The 18,281-nt window shown below is 68.5% G+C and carries 22 protein-coding genes; 14 read left to right on the top strand and 8 right to left on the bottom strand.

Going from position 1 to position 18,281, the window contains the following annotated elements; all coding sequences use genetic code 11:
• Positions 1-53: 53 nt before the first annotated feature.
• Both ACFXP5_RS07815 and ACFXP5_RS07810 read right to left on the bottom strand, forming a co-directional pair.
• Positions 54-725, bottom strand: coding sequence for a potassium channel family protein (locus ACFXP5_RS07815; RefSeq protein ID WP_394527629.1), 672 nt, complete (start codon positions 723-725; stop codon positions 54-56).
• Positions 718-2,112, bottom strand: coding sequence for a TrkH family potassium uptake protein (locus tag ACFXP5_RS07810; protein WP_394527627.1), 1,395 nt, complete (start codon positions 2,110-2,112; stop codon positions 718-720). Before ACFXP5_RS07810 ends, ACFXP5_RS07815 begins: the two co-directional genes overlap by 8 nt.
• A 125-nt stretch (positions 2,113-2,237) precedes the next feature.
• Here ACFXP5_RS07810 and ACFXP5_RS07805 point away from each other — a divergent pair, with 125 nt between their 5' ends.
• The 6 genes from ACFXP5_RS07805 to ACFXP5_RS07780 all read left to right on the top strand — a co-directional run bounded on the left by ACFXP5_RS07805 (position 2,238) and on the right by ACFXP5_RS07780 (position 4,072).
• Positions 2,238-2,633 carry an ArsR/SmtB family transcription factor gene (locus ACFXP5_RS07805; protein ID WP_394544202.1) on the top strand — a complete coding sequence of 132 codons (396 nt, stop codon included), beginning with the start codon at positions 2,238-2,240 and terminating at the stop codon, positions 2,631-2,633.
• 102 nt (positions 2,634-2,735) lie between these two features.
• The gene (locus ACFXP5_RS07800; protein ID WP_394527624.1) at positions 2,736-2,927 is read left to right on the top strand and encodes a helix-turn-helix domain-containing protein; all 192 of its coding nucleotides are present in this window, start codon (positions 2,736-2,738) and stop codon (positions 2,925-2,927) included.
• Between the two features lie 83 nt (positions 2,928-3,010).
• Positions 3,011-3,109: a 30S ribosomal protein bS22 gene (locus ACFXP5_RS07795; protein WP_003792170.1), complete on the top strand. Its 99-nt coding sequence runs from the start codon at positions 3,011-3,013 to the stop codon at positions 3,107-3,109.
• Positions 3,110-3,179: 70 nt separating this feature from the next.
• Positions 3,180-3,485 (top strand): rhodanese-like domain-containing protein, encoded by a 306-nt coding sequence (locus ACFXP5_RS07790; RefSeq protein ID WP_394527622.1) that lies wholly within the window; start codon positions 3,180-3,182, stop codon positions 3,483-3,485.
• Positions 3,486-3,494: 9 nt separating this feature from the next.
• Positions 3,495-3,773, top strand: coding sequence for a glutaredoxin family protein (locus tag ACFXP5_RS07785; RefSeq protein ID WP_394527620.1), 279 nt, complete (start codon positions 3,495-3,497; stop codon positions 3,771-3,773).
• On the top strand, positions 3,770-4,072 hold the full coding sequence (locus ACFXP5_RS07780; RefSeq protein WP_394527618.1) for a Dabb family protein: 303 nt from the start codon (positions 3,770-3,772) through the stop codon (positions 4,070-4,072). The genes ACFXP5_RS07785 and ACFXP5_RS07780 overlap by 4 nt, the downstream gene beginning before the upstream one ends.
• Here the strand turns inward: ACFXP5_RS07780 and ACFXP5_RS07775 are convergent.
• Positions 4,060-5,274, bottom strand: a complete 1,215-nt coding sequence (locus ACFXP5_RS07775) for a mechanosensitive ion channel family protein (protein WP_394527616.1) — start codon at positions 5,272-5,274, stop codon at positions 4,060-4,062. The two genes, ACFXP5_RS07780 and ACFXP5_RS07775, sit on opposite strands and share 13 nt — an antisense overlap.
• A gap of 142 nt (positions 5,275-5,416) precedes the next feature.
• On the opposite strand from ACFXP5_RS07775, the gene ACFXP5_RS07770 reads away from it, so the two are divergent.
• A complete protein-coding gene (locus ACFXP5_RS07770; protein WP_394544201.1) occupies positions 5,417-6,178 on the top strand; it encodes a ParA family protein in 762 nt (253 codons plus the stop codon).
• A gap of 4 nt (positions 6,179-6,182) precedes the next feature.
• Here the strand turns inward: ACFXP5_RS07770 and ACFXP5_RS07765 are convergent, their stop codons facing one another.
• The 5 genes from ACFXP5_RS07765 to aspS all read right to left on the bottom strand — a co-directional run bounded on the left by ACFXP5_RS07765 (position 6,183) and on the right by aspS (position 11,693).
• Positions 6,183-7,289 (bottom strand): ABC transporter ATP-binding protein, encoded by a 1,107-nt coding sequence (locus ACFXP5_RS07765; RefSeq protein ID WP_394544200.1) that lies wholly within the window; start codon positions 7,287-7,289, stop codon positions 6,183-6,185.
• Entirely contained in the window at positions 7,286-8,119 is an 834-nt protein-coding gene (locus ACFXP5_RS07760; RefSeq protein WP_394544199.1) for an ABC transporter permease, read from the bottom strand. The genes ACFXP5_RS07765 and ACFXP5_RS07760 overlap by 4 nt, the downstream gene beginning before the upstream one ends.
• On the bottom strand, positions 8,116-9,069 hold the full coding sequence (locus ACFXP5_RS07755; RefSeq protein WP_394544198.1) for an ABC transporter permease: 954 nt from the start codon (positions 9,067-9,069) through the stop codon (positions 8,116-8,118). Before ACFXP5_RS07755 ends, ACFXP5_RS07760 begins: the two co-directional genes overlap by 4 nt.
• Positions 9,066-10,208 (bottom strand): ABC transporter substrate-binding protein, encoded by a 1,143-nt coding sequence (locus ACFXP5_RS07750; protein WP_394544197.1) that lies wholly within the window; start codon positions 10,206-10,208, stop codon positions 9,066-9,068. The genes ACFXP5_RS07755 and ACFXP5_RS07750 overlap by 4 nt, the downstream gene beginning before the upstream one ends.
• Before the next feature lie 141 nt (positions 10,209-10,349).
• The gene (gene aspS, locus ACFXP5_RS07745; RefSeq protein ID WP_394544196.1) at positions 10,350-11,693 is read right to left on the bottom strand and encodes an aspartate--tRNA(Asn) ligase; all 1,344 of its coding nucleotides are present in this window, start codon (positions 11,691-11,693) and stop codon (positions 10,350-10,352) included.
• 100 nt (positions 11,694-11,793) lie between these two features.
• Between aspS and ACFXP5_RS07740 the strand changes: the two genes are divergently transcribed.
• The 7 genes from ACFXP5_RS07740 (at position 11,794) to ccsB (ending at position 17,762) form a co-directional block, all read left to right on the top strand.
• Positions 11,794-12,180: a DUF6264 family protein gene (locus ACFXP5_RS07740; RefSeq protein ID WP_394527604.1), complete on the top strand. Its 387-nt coding sequence runs from the start codon at positions 11,794-11,796 to the stop codon at positions 12,178-12,180.
• 113 nt (positions 12,181-12,293) lie between these two features.
• The gene (locus ACFXP5_RS07735; RefSeq protein WP_394544195.1) at positions 12,294-12,980 is read left to right on the top strand and encodes a DedA family protein; all 687 of its coding nucleotides are present in this window, start codon (positions 12,294-12,296) and stop codon (positions 12,978-12,980) included.
• 75 nt (positions 12,981-13,055) lie between these two features.
• On the top strand, positions 13,056-13,697 hold the full coding sequence (locus ACFXP5_RS07730) for a histidine phosphatase family protein (protein ID WP_394544194.1): 642 nt from the start codon (positions 13,056-13,058) through the stop codon (positions 13,695-13,697).
• The gene (locus tag ACFXP5_RS07725) at positions 13,697-14,287 is read left to right on the top strand and encodes a TlpA family protein disulfide reductase (RefSeq protein WP_394544193.1); all 591 of its coding nucleotides are present in this window, start codon (positions 13,697-13,699) and stop codon (positions 14,285-14,287) included. The genes ACFXP5_RS07730 and ACFXP5_RS07725 overlap by 1 nt, the downstream gene beginning before the upstream one ends.
• Entirely contained in the window at positions 14,284-15,036 is a 753-nt protein-coding gene (locus ACFXP5_RS07720; RefSeq protein ID WP_394544192.1) for a cytochrome c biogenesis CcdA family protein, read from the top strand. Before ACFXP5_RS07725 ends, ACFXP5_RS07720 begins: the two co-directional genes overlap by 4 nt.
• Positions 15,017-16,729 carry a cytochrome c biogenesis protein ResB gene (gene resB, locus ACFXP5_RS07715; RefSeq protein ID WP_394544191.1) on the top strand — a complete coding sequence of 571 codons (1,713 nt, stop codon included), beginning with the start codon at positions 15,017-15,019 and terminating at the stop codon, positions 16,727-16,729. Before ACFXP5_RS07720 ends, resB begins: the two co-directional genes overlap by 20 nt.
• 4 nt (positions 16,730-16,733) lie before the next feature.
• On the top strand, positions 16,734-17,762 hold the full coding sequence (gene ccsB, locus ACFXP5_RS07710; RefSeq protein WP_394544190.1) for a c-type cytochrome biogenesis protein CcsB: 1,029 nt from the start codon (positions 16,734-16,736) through the stop codon (positions 17,760-17,762).
• Positions 17,763-18,281 lie beyond the last annotated feature (519 nt).

Genomic DNA, 18,281 nt, shown 5'->3' with positions numbered 1-18,281 from the left:
AGAATCAGTGCGACGCACCGATTCTCGGCCGTCCGCCCGATTCTCGAGCTGGGTCAGCGGTCGAGGGCGGCGAAGCGCTCGATGTCGCTGTTCGTGCCCGACACGATGATGAGGTCGTGGTTCGTCACGACGGTGTTCGCCTCGGCGTAGCGGAACGGGCGTCCCGGGCTCTTCACGCCGACCACGGTCACGTTGTACTTCGAGCGCACGCCCGATTCGTTGAGCCCGATTCCGCGGATGAGCTTCGGCGGGTACATCTTGGCGAGGGCGAAGTCGTCGTCGAAGCGGATGAAGTCCAGCATCCGACCGCTCACGAGGTGCGCGACGCGCTCGCCGGCTTCGCGCTCGGGGTAGATGACGTGGTTCGCACCCACGCGGGCGAGGATCTTGCCGTGCGATTGCGAGACGGCCTTCGCCCAGATCTGCGGCACCTTGAGGTCCACGAGGTTCGCGGTGATGAGAACGGATGCTTCGATCAGCGACCCGACCGCCACGACGGCTACCTGGAAGTCCTGCGCGCCGATCTGTTTGAGCGCATCGATGTTGCGCGCGTCGGCCTGAACGGTGTGGGTCACCCGCTCTGACCACTTCTGCACGAGCTCGAGACTGCCGTCGATCGCGAGCACCTCGCGATCGAGGCGATCGAGTTCGCCCGCGCACGCCGCTCCGAAGCGCCCGAGGCCGATCACGAGGACAGGCGCATCGCCTCTGAACCGGTCAACCAACGATGGGCCTTTCCACGGGAAGCGAATACAGCTGCGAACGTGACGTCGCGGCGACCGCTGCGGCGAGAGTCACTGTACCAATGCGGCCCATGAACATGGTCACGGCGAGCACGTAGACGGCGGGATCGGGCAGTTCAGCGGTCAGACCGGTCGAGAGCCCGACGGTGGCGAACCCCGAGATGACGTCGAACAGCACGTCTTCGACGGGGGCGTGGGTGATCTGGGCGATCGTGATGGTGGACAGGGCGACGATCGTGGCGCCCCATGCCACCACCGAGAGGGCGACCCGCTGCACGTCGCTCGGGATGCGACGGCCGAACGCCTCGACGGACTGGCGCCCCTTGGCCTCCGAGAACACCGCGAGGGCGAGTACCGCCAGGGTGGTGACCTTGATACCGCCGGCGGTCGACGCCGACCCGCCGCCGACGAACATCAGCATCGAGCCCACAACGAGGGTGGAGCCGTTCAGGTCGCCAATGTCGATGACCGAGAAGCCGCCCGAGCGCGTCATCGCCGACAGGAAGAAGGCTTGGAAGGTGGTGTCCCACGCACCCAAGCGGCCGAACGTCAACGGGTTGTTGTACTCCAGCAGCAGGATCGCGCCGGCCCCGGCGATGAAGAGGATGACCGTCGTGATGATGGTGAGTTTGGCGTGCAGCGACCACTGGCGGAACCGGAAGTGATGGCGCCAGAGGGTGAAGATGACGGGGAACCCGATCGAGCCGAGGAAGACACCCGCCATCAGGATGGTCAGCAGGAAGTAGTCGTCGGCGAAGGGGAGCAGCCCGTTCTCGTTCGGGACGAACCCCGTGTTGGTGAAGGCCATCGCCGCGTAATAGGGCGCCTCCCAGAGCGCTGCGATCGGATCGATCCCGGCGAGCAGCAGCGAGGGGTAGAGCAGCACCGCCAGCACGGCCTCGATCACGAGCGTCGACAGCGCCACCGTCGCGAGCAGCTGGCCGACCTCGCCGAGGCGGACGGTCTGGCCCTCGTTGACCGGCCCGCCGTGTGCGCGCAGCGGGTTCGAATCGCCCGCGGCGATGAGCTTCGCCCGCAGGCCCAGGCGCTTGGAGATGATGAGACCGAGGATGGATGCGAGGGTCAGCACCCCGAGAGCCCCGACGTTCACGCCGATGTAGGTGATCACGTGCCCGAGCGGCGACCAGTGCGAATACATGTCGACCGTCGACAGCCCGGTCACGCAGATGGTCGACACGGCGGTGAAGAGGGCGTCGGCGATCGGGGTGCGCTGTCCGTCGGCGGAAGCGGCGGGGAGGGAGAAGAGCGCGGTGAACAACAGGATCAGGGTCACGAAGATGATGACCGCGAAACGCGCCGGAGAGGACGTCGTGGAGTCGCGGAGCCTGTCCCACAGATCGCCGAGCATTCCGGGGAGCGAGCTTCGAGCTCGTGGCCTCGTCGGGGGGAGCGCCATAGCGGGTTACCCCCTCGTCTCGCTAGGCCGAACCGGGAATCATGGTATCCCGGCGGGCCCACGGCTAACCTAAACGCATGGCGGACATCTTCGACGTGATTGCCGACGGTACCCGTCGTGACATCCTCCAGCTCCTGCTGGATCGCGAGACGCGCGGTGACAACGGCACGAGCGTGTCGCAGATCGTGTACACGCTCGGTGTGAGCCAGCCCACCGTGTCCAAGCACCTCAAGGTCCTGCGGGACGCCGAGCTCGTCTCGGTGCGCGAAGAGGGCCAGCACCGGTACTACAGCCTCGCGACCGCCCCCCTCGATCAGGTGGACGACTGGCTCGTGCCGTTCTTCTCCGTGGAGCCCGCCCCGGCGCTGTCGCTGCCCGAGCCCGCCGCGCATGCCGCCGACGTCGTCGGTCGAGCCGCAGCATCCGCGAAGCACGCCGTCGCCAGCGCCCTGCGGAAGTTCCCCGGCCGCTGACGCGGCTCCGTGAGCACACCCGTCACACTGATCACAGCGGTTTACACCCGTCGCACCCAACCCCTAGAGTGTGTCCAGCACACCGGAGGACGAGGGGGGATCATGGCCGATCTGTCGGACGTGCGCTTTCTCACCGTCGCCGAGGTGGCCGAGGTGATGCGGGTGTCGAAGATGACCGTGTACCGACTCGTGCACGCGGGGGAACTCCCCGCCGTGCGATTCGGTCGGAGCTATCGCGTGCCCGAATCCGCCGTCGTGGAGGCCCTGCAACGTCCGGTCTCCGACGTCGGCTAGACTGATCCGAGGCATTTTTTCCGCACCTGCCTGATCTCGGGCGCCGCAACCGGCACCCAGACCGCGACTTAGTGAGGTTTCCCGTGGGTTCAGTCATCAAGAAGCGCCGTAAGCGCATGGCGAAGAAGAAGCACCGCAAGCTGCTTCGCAAGACGCGCCACCAGCGCCGCAACAAGAAGTAGCGGCAACCACCGAGCGCCTGTCCATCGTGGCGGGCGCTTCGTGCATCCGCGGCACCGGCGAGGAGGAACCATGAAGTCCATCACCGTCCATCAGCTCCGCGAGCGCGATGGTGTTCCGCTGATCGATGTCCGCGAGGTCGACGAGTTCGCCGCGGGCCATGTGCCCGGCGCGGTGAACCTGCCGATGTCGTCGATCGGCGAGCACCTCGATCAGCTTCCCGACGGTTCGTTCGACGTCATCTGCCAGGTCGGCGGGCGCTCGAGCCGCGTGGTGGAGGCGCTCACGGCGCGTGGTCACGACGCGACGAACGTCGATGGCGGAACGGGCGAGTGGATCGCTTCCGGTTACCCCGTCGAGCGGGTCGAATCACCGTAGGCTGAGAGCGTGACCACTCTCACGCTCATCGGCAAGCCCGATTGCCATCTGTGCGATGTGGCCGGCGAGATCGTCGACGTGGTGATCGCCGACCTGCCGGCGGAAGCCGCGGACGCGGTCGTCGTCGAGCAGGTCTCCATTCTCGATGACCCCTCCCTCCACGCGCTGTGGTGGGAGAAGATCCCGGTCGTCCTGATCAACGGTGACCTTCACGCGCACTGGCGGCTCTCGGCCGATCGCCTGCGGACCGCGCTCCTCGAGGCCGACCGAGAAGGAGCACCCGCGTGAGAATCCGACACCTCGTCCTGTGGAAGCTGGCGGCGGAGGATGCCGACACGCGCGCCCTGCACGCCGAGCAGATCGCCGAGCGCCTGCTCACCCTTCCGCCATTGATCAGCGAGATCCAGCACCTCGAGGTCGGTTCGAACGTCGCGTTCCCCGCGACCAACTGGGATGTCGCCCTGGTCGCGGAGTTCGCCGACGTCGAAGCACTCGAGCTCTACCAGGTGCACCCCGCCCACGTGGAGGCGGCGCAATTCGTGCGCACCCTCGTCGCCGAGCGCGCCACCGTCGACTACCCGTTCTGACCGGGCTCCTCCGCACGGATCGATCCGGTCCGCGGGCGTGAGCCATCGCCGACGACGGGGATCGCCTGCGTGAAGTGGGCGGCTCGTTCCTCGGCGGCGGCGCTTCCGGTGAACAGACCGGCGCCCGCATCGGCGGGCATCGGGGGCCGGACGGTGGTCTCAGCATCCGGTTGTGTGATCATGACGCGCTGCACCGGGAGTGCGTCGGGCTCGGAATGCTGCACCCACGCCACGATCGCTTCGCGCACGTGGCAGCGAAGGTCGAACAGCGTCGGAGCGTCGGCGGCGGTGACCAGGATGCGTACCCGGACGAAACCGCCGACCGCGTCGGTCACCTGCAGCACCGAGGCGCGTCCGTCCCACAGCGTGGTCCCGGCGAGCACGGTCTCGAGGTGCTCGCGCATGCGCGCGGGCGAGACGCGCCAGTCGACATCCAATTCGACGGCGCCGAGCAGTTCGCTGCCCTCGCGGGTCCAGTTCTCGAAGGGCTTGGTGGTGAAGTAGGTGCAGGGCAGCACGAGTCGGCGGTCATCCCACAGGTCGACCACGACGTAGCTCAGCGTGATCTCGCCGATCCGGCCCCATTCGCCCTCCACCACGACGACGTCGTCGACGCGGAGCGCGTCGCTGAAGACGAGCTGCACCCCGGCGAACACGTTCGCGAGCACCGACTGAGCGGCGAGGCCCGCGACGACGGAGGCGATACCCGCTGACGCCAACAGGCTCGCGCCGAAGGTCTGCACGGCCGGGAAGGTCATGAGGATCGACGCGAAGGCGACGATGACGATGAGCACGACGGCCAGCCGACGGACGATGAGCGTCTGGGTGCGGATGCGACGGGCCACCCGGTTGTCGGCGACGTCGATGCGGTGCCGCCCCAGGGTGACGTCCGTGGCGAAGAGCACCATCGCCCCCAGCAACCACGCGGCCGCGGCGATGATCAGGATCGTGAAGAGCTGGTCGACGGGGTCGCTCCACGCCGGGTCGTCCTCGACGGGAAGGGCGATCGAGACCGCGATCCAGAGCGCGACGAGGAGGACGAGGACGCGGAAGGGACGTCGGCCGTGTCGGACGAGCCCGTGCGGCCACTCCCGCCGGCGAGCGAGCACGCGGACGGCGAACGCGACGACAGCCGTCACGACGATGGCGGCGACGACCGCGACGACGAGTGTGATGCCGAATTGCAACCAGGGGTCGAGCATGATCCTCCTCGGGGCGGGATGCTCCCACGGTATCGGCGCCACCTCTCCGTCCGCTGGGCCCGGGTGACGGGACGCCGAACGGCGCGCGGCGAGTCCGCACCGCTTCGGTGCGGAACGGGCGTGGTGTCCCTAGGGTGGGCGGATGAAGGTCATCGCGGTGTACAGCACCAAGGGCGGCGTCGGTAAGACCACGGCCGCAGTCAATCTCGCGTGGGAGGCAGCTCGCGACCTGCGGGTGCTGCTGTGGGACCTGGACCCCCAGGGCGCCGCCACCTTCGTGATGCAGGTCAAACCCAAGGTCAAGGGCGGGGTCGGCGCACTCGTCGCGGGCGACAAGAAGGCCGCCTCCGCCATCCGCTCCACGAGCGTCGACGGGATCGACGTGCTGCCGGCCGATGCCAGCTACCGGGACCTCGACCTGGTGTTCGACCAGGCCAAGAAGTCCGAGCAGCGGGTGTCGAAGATCCTGGAACAGGTCGCGGACGACTACGACGTCGTGATCCTCGACTGCCCTCCCGGGTCATCCCTCGTCGCGGAGAATGCGGTCTACTCGGCCGACGCGGTCGTCGTGCCGCTCGTTCCCTCGCCGCTGTCCATGCGTGCGCTCGCCCAGGTGGAGGAGTTCGTCGCGGCCTCCGCCTCGAATGCTCCCGTGGTGGCGTTCCTGTCGATGGTCGATCGGCGCAAGACCCTGCACCGCGAGGCCGTGACGACCCTGCCCTCACAGGACGGCGCCGTCGTCGACGTGGTCGTGCCCGCGACGGTGAACGTCGAGCGGATGGGCACCGAGCGGGCGCCGATCGCCGTGTACGCCCCCACCTCGGAAGCGGCGAAGGCGTACACGGCTCTCTGGGCGCGGGTGCAGGGCATCGTGAAGGCCAAGCCCCGCAAACGCAAGCGCTGAGCGCTCAGCCGACCGGGCGGGTGAGCACCGGGATCGGTGCCAGCGCGATGCGCACCGCCTCGTCGAACTCGACGCGTTCGGCGGCGGGGTGCTGCACGCGCACGAGCGAGCCGTCAGCAGTGCGCACGAGCGTGCGGCGGAAGCTGCCGAGGAACGTGCTCTCCTGCACGACCGCGTCGACGCCGGCCTCGCCGGTGCCCACGAGGCGCACGTTCTCAGGGCGGAGGAACACCTCGACCGCACCCTCGGGCGCCTCGGCCTGCAGGGGCAGCGTGGTTCCCCACACCTCGACCGACGAGCCGCGGACGACTCCCGGCACGAGGCTCGAAACGCCGACGAACGCTGCGACATCCGCCGACGAGGGGCGGAGGTACAGCTCTTCCGGTGTACCGATCTGCTCGATGCGTCCCGCGTTCATGACCGCGATCCGGTCGGAGACCGCCAGGGCCTCCTCTTGGTCGTGGGTGACGAAGACGGTGGTGATGCCGAGGCGCAGCTGGATACGGCGGATCTCGTCGCGCAGCTGCACGCGCACCTTGGCGTCGAGCGCCGACAGCGGCTCGTCGAGCAGCAGCACGCGCGGCTCGGTAACGAGGGCGCGCGCCAGCGCGACGCGCTGCTGCTGGCCGCCCGAGAGCTGGTGCGGGTAGCGGTCACCGAGGTGGCCGAGACCGACGAGGTCGAGCGCGTCGGCTGCCCGGCGCGCAGCATCCGTCTTGCCCACTTCGCGTCGACGCAATCCGAAGGCCGTGTTCTCGAGCACCCGCAGGTGCGGGAACAGCGAGTACGACTGGAAGACCATCCCGATGTCGCGCTTGTTCGTCGGCACGCCCGAGACGTCCTTGCCGCCGACGAACACCGAACCGCCGGTGGCGTTCTCGAGGCCGGCGAGCACGCGCAGGGCCGTGGTCTTGCCGCACCCCGAGGGGCCCAGCAGCGAGACGAATTCGCCGGGCGCGATGTCGAGGTCGACGCCGTGCAGCACCCGGGTGGTGCCGTAGTCCTTGACGATGCCGCGGAACTGCACGCGCGTTCCCTCGCCCGCCTCGGCGAGCAGGGCGTTGTCGGACGTGCGCGGGAGGCTACGCGGGTGGGTGTCAGCAGTGGTCATGAGGCTTTCCTGATTCCTGAGCGAGCGCCCGGGGCGCGAGTCGAAGGGCCGGATCGGGCGCGGCCGGCGCGTCCGATGATCAGCAGCAGGGCGAACGCGAAGGCGAGCGCGAGCAGGGTGAAGATGGCCGCGGCGTACGCGTCCTGACGGTTGATCACGACGAGTGCGGTCTGCAGTACCTGGCGGTTGAGCAGCGAAGCGATCGTGAACTCGCCGAGGACGACCGCGACCGAGATGAGGGATGCTGCGAGCAGCCCCTGCCGGAGGTTGGGGGCGATGACCCGCAGTAGCACGGTGAACCAGCCGGCCCCCAGCGTGCGAGCGGCCTCGGAGAGCGTCTTGAGGTCGATCGCGTCGATGGACGCCTGGATGGAGCGGTAGGTGAACGGCAGCACGAGGATGCCGTACGCGAAGGCGAGGGTCCACGCCCCGGTGCCCAGGGTGCGTCCGATCTGCAGGTAGATGGGTGCGAGCCCGACGACCAGCACGATCGCGGGGATCGAGATCGGCAGCAGGGCGAGGAACTCGAAGCCACGGCGGAGCTTCGGGAACTTCAGCGCCACCAGCACCATCGTCGGGGTGAAGAGGAACAGCACCAGCGCGACGGTGACCAGGGCGAGCACGAGCGAGTTGCCCAGACCCGTCCAGATCGGCTTCAACGCGGCGGAGTTCGCCGGGTCGAACAGCGAGACCCAGCGGTCGAAGGAGTACCCGCCCGTCGGGGACGACAGCGTGTAGAGGAACGTCGACACGAAGGGCACCGCGAAGACGAGCCCGACCACGACGCCGATGACCCACCGCACGGTGCGGGAGGGAGCGAACCCGTTCATGCCTGCCACCTCGCTGCCCGGCGCTGGATGAGGGCGTACACCGTCATGACGACCGCGACGACGACGATCATGCCGAGCGCGAGTGCGCCGGCGAGGTTCTCCCGGCCGAGCACCGTCTCGCTGGTGAGCGAGGTGCGGATCTGCAAGGGCACGATCTGCGATCCCTGGCTGGCGAGCGCGGCGGCGGTCGCGTACGACGAGAACGCGTTCGCGAACAGCAGCAGGAGGCTCGCGAGGAACGACGGCGCGAGCACCGGGAACCCGACGTGCGGCCAGAAGCTCGCCCGCGTGCCGCCGAGGGTGAGGTGCGCCTCGACCCACTGCGGCTTGAGCGCCGACAGCGCCGGCATGAACGTGATGATCATCAGCGGCACCTGGAAGACGAGGTAGGCGACGACGATGCCGGGCAGCGCGTAGATCCAGACACCGTCGGCGAAGAGGTCGATGCCGAGCGCGTTCTTGAGCACCTGCGTCACGACGCCCTGGGTGCCGATCGTCGCGATGAGGGCGAACGCCAGCATGACGCCGCCGAACTGCGCGAGCACACCGGATGCTGCGTCCACGGTCGTGCGTACGAACCCGGTCTCGCTGAGGCCCAGCATGGCGTAGCAGACGAGGGCGCCGACGACGGCGCCGACGACGGCCGTGAGCAGCGATACCCAGGTGGAGTTGAAGAAGGTGGTGAGCACCACCGGGTCGCCCAGTGCGGCGAGGTTGTCGAGCGTGAAGGCGCCCTCCCCGTCGAACAGGCCGGACGCCACCGCGAGCACGGTCGGCAACGCGAGGAAGAGCAGGACGTAGGCGGCGAAGGGAACGAGACCCAACCAGGATCCGCCCACCCGCGCTGCGGCGCCCCGCCGCGCCGGAGCACCCTGCGTGGCAGGGCTCTCCGGCGCGACGGGGCTCGTCACGCGGTCCAGGGAAGGACCGTCGAGGACGTCGGAGGTCACTGGACCGCCGCTGCCCACTTCTCGCCGAGCAGGGTGCCGGCGGCCGCGGACTGGTCTTCGGTCGGAACGACGGTCTCGTCCGGAACGGCCGGCAGGGCCGCCGCGAGCTCTTCGTCGATCGTGCCGGCGGCCGTCATCGCCTCCATGCGGGCGGGGCGGGCGCCCCCCTTGAGCCAGAGGTTCTGCACGTCGTCGCTGTAGAGGAACTCCTGCCACAGGCGCGCGGCGGCCGGGTTGGGCGCGTTCACGTTGATCGCCTGGTTGTAGTAGCCGGCGTAGCCGGTGCCCGGGAGGACGACGGTCTCCCACGAGGGGACGTCCGTCTTGTGGGCGGCGTTGAGGTAGTCCCAGTCGAAGACGACGGGGGTCTCACCGCTCGCGACGGTGGCGCTCGTGACGTCGAGCTTCAGCATGTTCCCGGCGTCGTTGAGCTTCGAGAAGAAGTCGATGCCGGGCTGGAAGTCGTCGAGCGTGCCGTCGGACTGCACCGTGGCGAGACCGACCGCGGCGAACGCGGCGCCGGCCTGGGTCGGGTCGCCGTTGAGGGCGACGGCACCGCGGAAGTCGGCGCCGAGCAGGTCGTCGAGGCTCTCGGGCGCGTCGAAGCGGGTCGAATCGAAGCCGATCGACATGTACCCGCCGTAGTCGCCGACGAAGAGGCCCGTGGACTCCTTCAGCGCGTCGGGGATGTCGTCCCAGGTCTCGACCTTGTAGGGCGCGAACGAGTCGGTGTTCTGCAGGGCCACGGTGAGGCCGAGGTCGAACACGTCGGGCGCGGTGTCGAGGCCCTCGTTCGTCTCGGCGGCCTGGATCTCCTCGGCGCTGGAGATGTCGGGCGACTGCTCGTTGATGGTGATCTCGGGGTAGCGCTCGGCGAAGAGGTCGAGGATCTCGCCGTAGTTCGCCCAGTCGCGGGGGAGCGCGATGACGTTCAGCTGGCCCTCCGCCTTGGCGGCCGTTTCCAGGTCTTCCATCGTGCCGAAGTCGGAGAGTGCGGTGGCCGTCGACGCGTCGACGCCTCCGTCGGAGCCGTCGGACGAAGCATCCGCAGATCCGGCGCAGCCGGCCAGTGCCAGCGCGGCGATGGTGGTCAGGGCGATTCCCACCGCGGTGCGGCGGGGATGGCGAAACGATGACATGTGTTTCCTCTCGGTGATCGGCATGCACGAGGGCACACCGGGACGAGAGAAACTTAGGAAGGCTAAATGACGCGGGGCACCGCAATCGGTGAACGTGCGGTGACTCGCGGGCGAACGCGGGCGGCCCGCGCGCGTGCCGGGCTAGGGCGCGAGGCGGGTCGGGCCGCGGAACAGGAAGCTGACCTCGCGGATCGAGGATTCACCCAGCAGCAGCATCATCACGCGGGCGAGTCCCATGCCGAAACCGCCGTGCGGCGGGGTGCCGTAGCGGAAGAAGTCGAGGTAGTGCTCGAGACCGGCGAGGTCGAGGCCCTTCTCGGTGGCCTGCTGCTCGAGCACCTCGACGCGGTGCTCGCGCTGCGCGCCGGTCGTGATCTCCACGCCCTTGAACAGGAGGTCATAGCTGCGGGTGAGCCCGGTCTCGGGGTCGCGCATGTGGTAGAACGGCCGGATCTCGGGGTGGTAGTCGGTGATGAACACGAACTGCGAGCCGGAGGTCTCCTCGACATAGGCCGAGATCTGGCGCTCGCCTTCGGGGTCGAGGTCGCCGTCGGCGCGGGGGATCTCGTAGCCCCGCTTCGCCACGATCTCGCGCGCCTCGGCGAGCGGGATGCGCGGGAACGGCAGCGTCGGCACGACGACCTCGATGCCGAACAGCTCCTGGATCTCGGCGCCGTGCTTGTCCTTCACGGCCGAGATCGCGGCGGTGAGCAGCTCTTCCTGCATCACCGCGACGTCTTCGTGCGAGTCGATCCAGCTGATCTCCGCGTCCACCGAGGTGAACTCCGTCGCGTGGCGGCTGGTGAACGACGGGTCGGCGCGGAACACGTCGCCGATCTCGAAGATCTTGCCGAAGCCGGCCGACTGCGCCATCTGCTTGAAGTGCTGCGGGCTCTGCGCGAGGTAGGCCGTCTTGTCCTCGAAGTACTCCATCTTGAACAGCTCGGCGTTCGACTCCGACGGGCTCGACATGAGCTTGGGGGAGTGGATCTCGATGTAGTCGCGCTCGATCCAGTAGGTGCGCATCGCGTGCTCGAGGGTGGTCTGCACGCGGAAGATGAGATTGTTGCGCGCTTGACGCAGGTCGAGGAAGCGCCAGTCCATGCGCTTGTCCATCCCGCTGTCCGCCGCGATCGGCGTCTCGGCGAGGGCGGCGGCGGCGATGTCGAGGGTGGCGACCTTGATCTCCACGCCGCCGAGCTTGACCCGCTCGTCGTGCTTGAGCTCGCCGTGCACGGTGAGGAACGTGCCGGTCGTCAGGGCGGAGATCGTCTCCGTCAGGGCGAGGGCCGATTCGCGGGCGGCGTCGGCGTCCTCGCCGAGTTCTCGCGTCGCGGGGTTCACGAGCTGCACGGCACCGGATTCGTCGCGCAGGATGACGAACTGCACCTTCTTCTGGTCCCGCACCGTCTCGACCCATCCCGACACCGTGACCGGGCCGTCGGGGGTGGACTGAAGATGCTTGACCAATACGCGTTCGCTCACGGTCGTTCAGTCTACGTGCGGGCACGGGGCCGCTCGTGGCGGGCGGATGCTGCGAACCGGGCCTCCTTCCCGGCATCCGCTCCTCTCTACACTCGGAGAAGTGACGTTCTCCCTGCCACCGTCCTCCTACCGCACCCTGCCGCCCGAGCGTGCACGTGTGCGTCGGGTGCGGGTCTGGGACGTGGCGGTGACGATCGTGCTGCTGGTGCTGCTGACGCTGTTCGCGCTCGCCGCCTCGTACGCCGGATCGCTTCTGGCGATGGCCGCCCAGGCATGCCGCCCCACGCTCTGCGACGAGGGCGTGTTCAACCTCGGGCTGTGGTTCGGGGTGCTGGCGCCGTGGGTGGTGCTGCTCGTCGCGGTGGGCGCGACCGTGGTGCTGCTGATCAAACGCCGGCTGGGATTCTGGGCACCGCTGGCTGCGGCGGCCCTCATGGTGGGGCTGTGGTTCGTCGCCGCGGCGATCGTCGGCGCTTCCTTCCGATAGCCGGGCCATCACCGTCACTCCTCACGGGCACCCAGGAATCCCTGATGTGGGGGCTTTAGGGTGGGCGGCGGGCGCCCGTTCGGGCGGCCGATCACCGAGCGCGAAGGCACCCGATGACCGACACCCTGCTGCATGCCACCACTCCCACGAGCGACGGTTCGTGGCTGAGCGCCCTCGCCGACTGGACCGTCTCGCTGATGGAGGTCATCGGCCCCGCCGGGGCGGGAGCCGCGATCGCCCTCGAGAACCTCTTCCCGCCGCTTCCGAGCGAAGTCGTGCTCCCCATGGCCGGCCTCACCGCGAGCCGCGGTTCGTTCACCCTGGCCGAAGCCCTCATCTGGACCACGGTCGGCTCGGTCGTGGGGGCCTTCGTGCTCTACGGCATCGGCGTGTGGCTCGGGGCGGCACGCCTGCGCCGAATCGCGGAGTGGATGCCGCTCATGAAGGGCGAAGACGTTGACCGCACCGTCGCGTGGTTCGTGAAACACGGGTGGGCGGCGGTGTTCTTCGGCCGGATGATCCCGATCTTCCGCAGCCTCATCTCCATCCCGGCGGGAGTGTCGCGGATGCCCCTGTGGAAGTTCGGCCTGCTCACCGCCGCCGGCAGCGCGGTCTGGAACACCATCTTCGTGATGGCGGGCTACCTGCTCGGCGAGAACTGGCACGTGATCGAGCGGTACGCCGACATCCTGCAGTACTTCGTCATCGCCGTCGCCGTGGCCGCGATCGCGTGGTTCGTCGTGGTGCGCATCCGCTCGCTCGCCGGCTACCGGCGCGAGCGCCAGCCCGACGGGGCTTGAGCAGACCGTTCGCCGTCGAAGCATCCGCCCCACGCTCAGGGGCCTCGCAGAACCCGCCGCCCTAGACTGGAAATCGTGCCCGCCGACCGCCTCTACCTCGTCCGACACGGCGAGGTCCACAACCCGCGACGCGTGCTCTACGGACGCCTTCCCGGTTTCGGTCTGAGCGCCGACGGCCGTCGCATGGCACGTCAGGCAGCGGACTACGTGCACGGACTGCACCGTCCCATCGGCGCACTCGTCGTCTCCCCCCTGCAGCGCACGCGTGAATCGGCGGAACCGTTCGAGGAGCTGTTCGGCATCGACCCCTTCATCGACGAGCGCATCATCGAGCCCACGAACGTGTTCGAGGGGCGGCGGATGCGACAGGCCCTTGCGAACCCCGTGAACTGGCGGCACCTGTCCCGCCCCGAGATCCCCAGTTGGGGGGAGCCGTACGAGCGGATCGTCGCTCGGATGCACGCGGCGATGAACGACGCGTGGGACCGCACGACATCCGGCGATGTGGTGCTCGTCTCGCACCAGCTGCCGATCTGGGTCACCCACCTCGCGGTCGCCGGCGAACCCCTGCGCCACGATCCTCGCCGTCGGCGGTGCGCACTCTCCAGCGTCACGACGCTGGAGCGGCACGATGCCTCATCCGGGTGGGCGTGGGTGGAGACCGCGTACGCCGAGCCCGCCTCGACCGCCGGCGCCGTCGACGTGGGGGCGGTGTGATGCGCCGCGTGCTCGCCGCGGTCGCCGCCGCAGCGCTGGCGGTCGGTCTGGCCGCGTGCACCAGCGATCCGCTCGCGGAGCAGTACCGCGACGGCGACAACAAGGGCTTCATCGCGGGAGATTTCCGCGTGGTCGAGATCCCCCCGGCCGAGCGGGGAGCGCCCGTCGAGTTCTCCGGCACCACCGACTCCGGCACGACGGTGTCGAGCGCCGATTATTCGGGCGAGGTGCTCGTGGTGAACTTCTGGTACGCGGCCTGCGGCCCGTGCATCGTCGAAGCGCCGCGCCTCGAGGAGGCGTTCTCCGCCTTCGCGGGTCAGCCGGTGTCCTTCCTGGGTGTGAACACGTACGACCAGGCTCAGACGGCGGCGTCCTTCGCGCGCGACAACGGCGTCACCTACCCCAGCGTGATCGACGTCAACTCCGGCGACGTCAAGCTCGCGTTCGCGGATGAGACCCCGATCAACGCGACTCCGACCACCCTCGTCGTCGACGAGCAGGGGCGGGTCGCTGCCCGCATCATCGGCGAACTGACGGAATCCTCCATCCTCGAGACCCTCGTGCGCGACACGCTCGCGGAGTCGCCGTGAATCCGGGCGCGATCGTCTTCGACGGTGCGCTCTGGCTGGCGATACCGATCGCGCTCGCGGCGGGCCTCGTCTCCTTCCTCTCCCCCTGCGTGCTCCCGCTCGTTCCGGGGTACCTCGGCTTCATCGGCGGCACGGTCACACCGCGGCGCTCGGCAGCATCCGCCTCTCCCGGTCGTGGCCGGCTGCTGGGCGGGGTGCTGCTCTTCATCGCCGGGTTCACGCTGGTCTTCATGACCGTCACCGTGCTGGGGGGAACGGTCGGGCGTTTCTTCCTGCAGTACGCCGACCCGATCACGCGCGTCATGGGCGTCGTCATCATCGTGATGGGACTCGTCTTCATCGGGCTGTTCGGTCTGGCGCAGCGCACGTTCCGGCCGCGGACGCTCAGCAGCGTCGGGCTGATCGGAGCCCCCCTGCTCGGCGTCGCGCTCGGCATCGGGTGGACGCCGTGCATCGGCCCGACCCTTGCCGCGATCATCTCGATCTCGTGGAACCTCGGCGATCCCGGCCGGGCGGCCCTGCTCGGACTCGCGTACTCACTCGGCCTCGGCATCCCCTTCGTCCTGCTCACCCTCGGCTTCGGCTGGGTCACGCGTTCGGTCGCGTTCGTGCGCAAGCACATCCGCGCGGTGAACCTCCTGGGCGGCGCCCTGCTCATCGTGCTCGGACTGCTGATGGTCACGGGCGTCTGGGGCTCGCTCATGTCGCAGCTGCAGGGGGTGATGGGCAATGTCCCTCTCCCGCTCTGACACCGAGAACGACTCCGCCGGCGATCCGCTTCGCCCCTCCGACCACGCCGACGGCGCCGAGATCACCCAGCCCGTGCTCGGTTTCACCGGGTGGGCGCGGTGGGGCTGGCGACAGCTCACGAGCATGCGCACCGCGCTCGTTCTGCTGCTGCTGCTCGCGATCGCCGCCGTTCCCGGCTCGATCGTGCCGCAGCGCAGCGCCGATCCGAACGGCGTGACGCAGTACTTCGCCGACAACCCCGACCTCGCGCCGGTGCTCGACAACCTCAGCCTGTTCGACGTCTACACCTCGCCCTGGTTCTCCGCGATCTACCTCTTGTTGTTCGTGTCGCTCGTCGGCTGCGTGCTGCCGCGCACGAAGCACCACTGGAAGGCCCTGCGCACCCGGCCGCCGCGCACTCCCGCTCGGCTGGGCCGACTGGACGCCTACCGCGAGAGCGTGATCGATCTCTCCGACGACGCGGATGCTGCATCCCGCCCCGATGCGACGGCAGTCGCCGGCGAAGCGGTGGAGCTCGCTCAAGAGCAGCTGCGCAAGAGCGGTTATCGCGTCGAGCGGTACGACGGCCGCGGCTCCTTCTCCGTCTCGGCGGAGCGGGGGTACCTGCGCGAGACCGGCAACCTCGTCTTCCACGGAGCGCTGGTCGGGGTGCTGATCGCCGTCGGCGTCGGCGGGGGATTCACCTACACCGGCCAGCGCGTCATCGTGGAGGGGACGACCTTCACCAACACGCTGCTCGACTACTCCTCCTTCAACCCCGGCCGTTTCGTGAACGCCGACAACCTCGCCCCCTACTCCCTGACGCTGGACAGCTTCGACGTCTCGTACGTGCCGTTCGGTGAGATCGGGTCGGGTCAAGCGGGAGACTTCTCCGCGAACCTCACCACGCGGTTGGCCGGAGAGGAGCCGCAGCAAGACGACGTGCGGGTCAACCATCCGCTCGACATCGCGGGGGACCGGGTCTATCTCCTCGGCAACGGGTACGCGCCGACCGTCACGATCCGCGATGCCGCCGGCGATGTCGTCTACACCGACTCGATCCCGTTCCTGCCGCAGGACACGAACCTCACCTCGCTCGGAGTCGTCAAGGTGCCCGACGGTCTTCCCGAGCAGCTCGGACTCGTCGGCTTCTTCTACCCGACGCAGGCGCCACTCGAAAGCGGGGCGTTCACGTCGGCCTACCCGGCGCTGATCAACCCCGTGCTCACCCTGAACGTGTACACGGGAGATCTCGGCATCGACGGCGGCACGCCGCGGTCGGTGTACACCCTGGACACCACCGAGATGACCCAGCTCACCGGTGGCGACACCGGCATCGACTCGATCGAGTTGGCCCCAGGGCAGACGCAGGATCTCCCCGACGGCCTCGGCACCATCACCTTCGATGACGCGACCACCGCGGGCGCAGCCGAGAGCGTGAAGCGCTTCGTCTCCCTGTCGGTGCACCGCGACATCGCCGCGCCGTGGGTACTGGCGTTCGCCCTGTTGGCCCTCGGCGGTCTGCTCGCCGGCCTCTTCGTGCCCCGCCGACGGGTGTGGGTCAAAGCGACCCCCGACGGCGACACCGTGCGCATCGAATACGCGGGTCTGGCCCGCGGCGAGGACCCCACCCTCACCGACGCGGTCGAGCAGCTCGAAGCCCGTCACAACCTCGCCCTCGAGGCCCGCATCCGGGCCTCCGACGTAGACTGAGACCATGCCCGGAACCGAACCGCTCTCACTCGACGCAGTCTCCGTGCTGCTTGTCTGGACGGCGATCGGGGTCTACGTTCTGGCCTTCGCCGCCTACGCGGTGGACCTCGCCCGGCGTTCCGACATCGCGTTGAAGGCGCAGGATGCTGCGTACGAACGCGAGCTCGTCGCCGCCGGCGGTGGGGCAGCAGCATCCCGACCCCGCACCCCCTCCCCGAACGCGCGGGACGGGGCCGCGGCCGACAAGCCGCGGTTCGTGTGGGGGAGGATCGGCACCTCTCTGACGGTGCTGGCCTTCCTGTTCCACGTCGGGGCGGACGTGACGCGCGGAATCGCCGCAGGCCGGGTGCCGTGGTCGAACATGTACGAGTTCTCCCTCACCGGCACGATGCTCATCGTGGCGGTGTACCTCGCGGTGCTGGTGCGGTACGACCTCAAGTTCTTGGGCTCGTTCATCACCGGGCTCACCGTGGTGCTCCTGGGGGGAGCGACCCTCACCTTCTACGTCGAGATCTCCCCGTTGCCCGATGCGCTCAAATCGATCTGGCTGGTCGTGCACGTCTTCGTCGCAGCTCTGGCGACGGGGTTGTTCGCCCTCGCCTTCGCGCTGTCGGTGCTGCAGCTGCTGCAAGCCCGTCGGGAACGACGGGCCGTCGAGGTCGCGGCGTCCGACAGTCCGCGCGCCAAGATCAGCCTGCCCTTCCTCGGCACGATCCCCGGCGCTGACGCGCTCGAGTCGCTCGCCTACCGTTTCGCGATCGTGGGCTTCATCTTCTGGACCTTCACGCTCATCGCCGGCTCGATCTGGGCGAACGACGCGTGGGGCCGGTACTGGGGCTTCGACACGAAGGAAGTGTGGACCTTCGTCATCTGGGTGCTCTACGCGGGGTACATCCACGCGCGGGCGACCCGAGGATGGCGCGGCACCCGTTCGGCGTGGTTGTCGATCATCGGTTTCTCGGCCGTGATGTTCAACTTCACGATCGTGAACATGTTCTTCAAGGGCCTGCACGTCTACTCCGGTCTGTCCTGAACACCGGTCGTTCCGCCGTCCTGCGGACGCCGTCGGGCGGGCGACACGCCCGGGGTGCGGGGCGATTGGCCGAGGGCGCGAAGCTGACGTAATGTTCTATCTGTTCGGCCCCACAGGGAGAGCGCAGAGGCTTCGGCCCCGCCCCCTCACGCGGTAGAACATCCCGAATCCCAGCCCGCTCTTGAGCGGGTGGACCACCAGGTCTAGGATGAGGAACCCCAGCCCCCCGGCTTGGTGGGTAGAACAGCGTCTGCTCTCGCGGGCGAAAAGTTCTGCTTGACATGTTGGGGTGGTGGGGATAAGGTAGTGAAGTTGCCCTGCGGAAGGCTGTGAAGCTGGACGTGGGAGCATCCGATCCTTGAGAACTCAACAGCGTGCACTTGTCAAAATGCCAAAAAACCTCGCAACCAGCCCTTTGGGTTGGTTGGTGAGATTCTTTTGAGATTAAACGGATTTGTCAGTAATGACATCCGATCGTCAGTTCAAACTCGCTGCGTTACCTATTCCGGTTTCGTATGC

This window comes from Microbacterium hanjuni, assembly GCF_043556395.1.
GTDB lineage: Bacteria > Actinomycetota > Actinomycetes > Actinomycetales > Microbacteriaceae > Microbacterium.
The sequence above is the reverse complement of the archived record's forward strand: the minus strand, read 5'-3'. Positions and strand labels throughout refer to the sequence as shown.

Bases quoted from the DNA above. Each gene is read 5' to 3' on its own strand.
- ACFXP5_RS07810 (WP_394527627.1), bottom strand. From the start codon at position 2,112: ATGCTCGGCGATCTGTGGGACAGGCTCCGCGACTCCACGACGTCCTCT.
- ACFXP5_RS07805 (WP_394544202.1), top strand. From the start codon at position 2,238: ATGGCGGACATCTTCGACGTGATTGCCGACGGTACCCGTCGTGACATC.
- ACFXP5_RS07800 (WP_394527624.1), top strand. From the start codon at position 2,736: ATGGCCGATCTGTCGGACGTGCGCTTTCTCACCGTCGCCGAGGTGGCC.
- ACFXP5_RS07790 (WP_394527622.1), top strand. From the start codon at position 3,180: ATGAAGTCCATCACCGTCCATCAGCTCCGCGAGCGCGATGGTGTTCCG.
- ACFXP5_RS07775 (WP_394527616.1), bottom strand. From the start codon at position 5,274: ATGCTCGACCCCTGGTTGCAATTCGGCATCACACTCGTCGTCGCGGTC.
- ACFXP5_RS07770 (WP_394544201.1), top strand. From the start codon at position 5,417: ATGAAGGTCATCGCGGTGTACAGCACCAAGGGCGGCGTCGGTAAGACC.
- ACFXP5_RS07765 (WP_394544200.1), bottom strand. From the start codon at position 7,289: ATGACCACTGCTGACACCCACCCGCGTAGCCTCCCGCGCACGTCCGAC.
- ACFXP5_RS07760 (WP_394544199.1), bottom strand. From the start codon at position 8,119: ATGAACGGGTTCGCTCCCTCCCGCACCGTGCGGTGGGTCATCGGCGTC.
- ACFXP5_RS07750 (WP_394544197.1), bottom strand. From the start codon at position 10,208: ATGTCATCGTTTCGCCATCCCCGCCGCACCGCGGTGGGAATCGCCCTG.
- ACFXP5_RS07735 (WP_394544195.1), top strand. From the start codon at position 12,294: ATGACCGACACCCTGCTGCATGCCACCACTCCCACGAGCGACGGTTCG.
- ACFXP5_RS07725 (WP_394544193.1), top strand. From the start codon at position 13,697: ATGCGCCGCGTGCTCGCCGCGGTCGCCGCCGCAGCGCTGGCGGTCGGT.
- resB (WP_394544191.1), top strand. From the start codon at position 15,017: ATGTCCCTCTCCCGCTCTGACACCGAGAACGACTCCGCCGGCGATCCG.
- ccsB (WP_394544190.1), top strand. From the start codon at position 16,734: ATGCCCGGAACCGAACCGCTCTCACTCGACGCAGTCTCCGTGCTGCTT.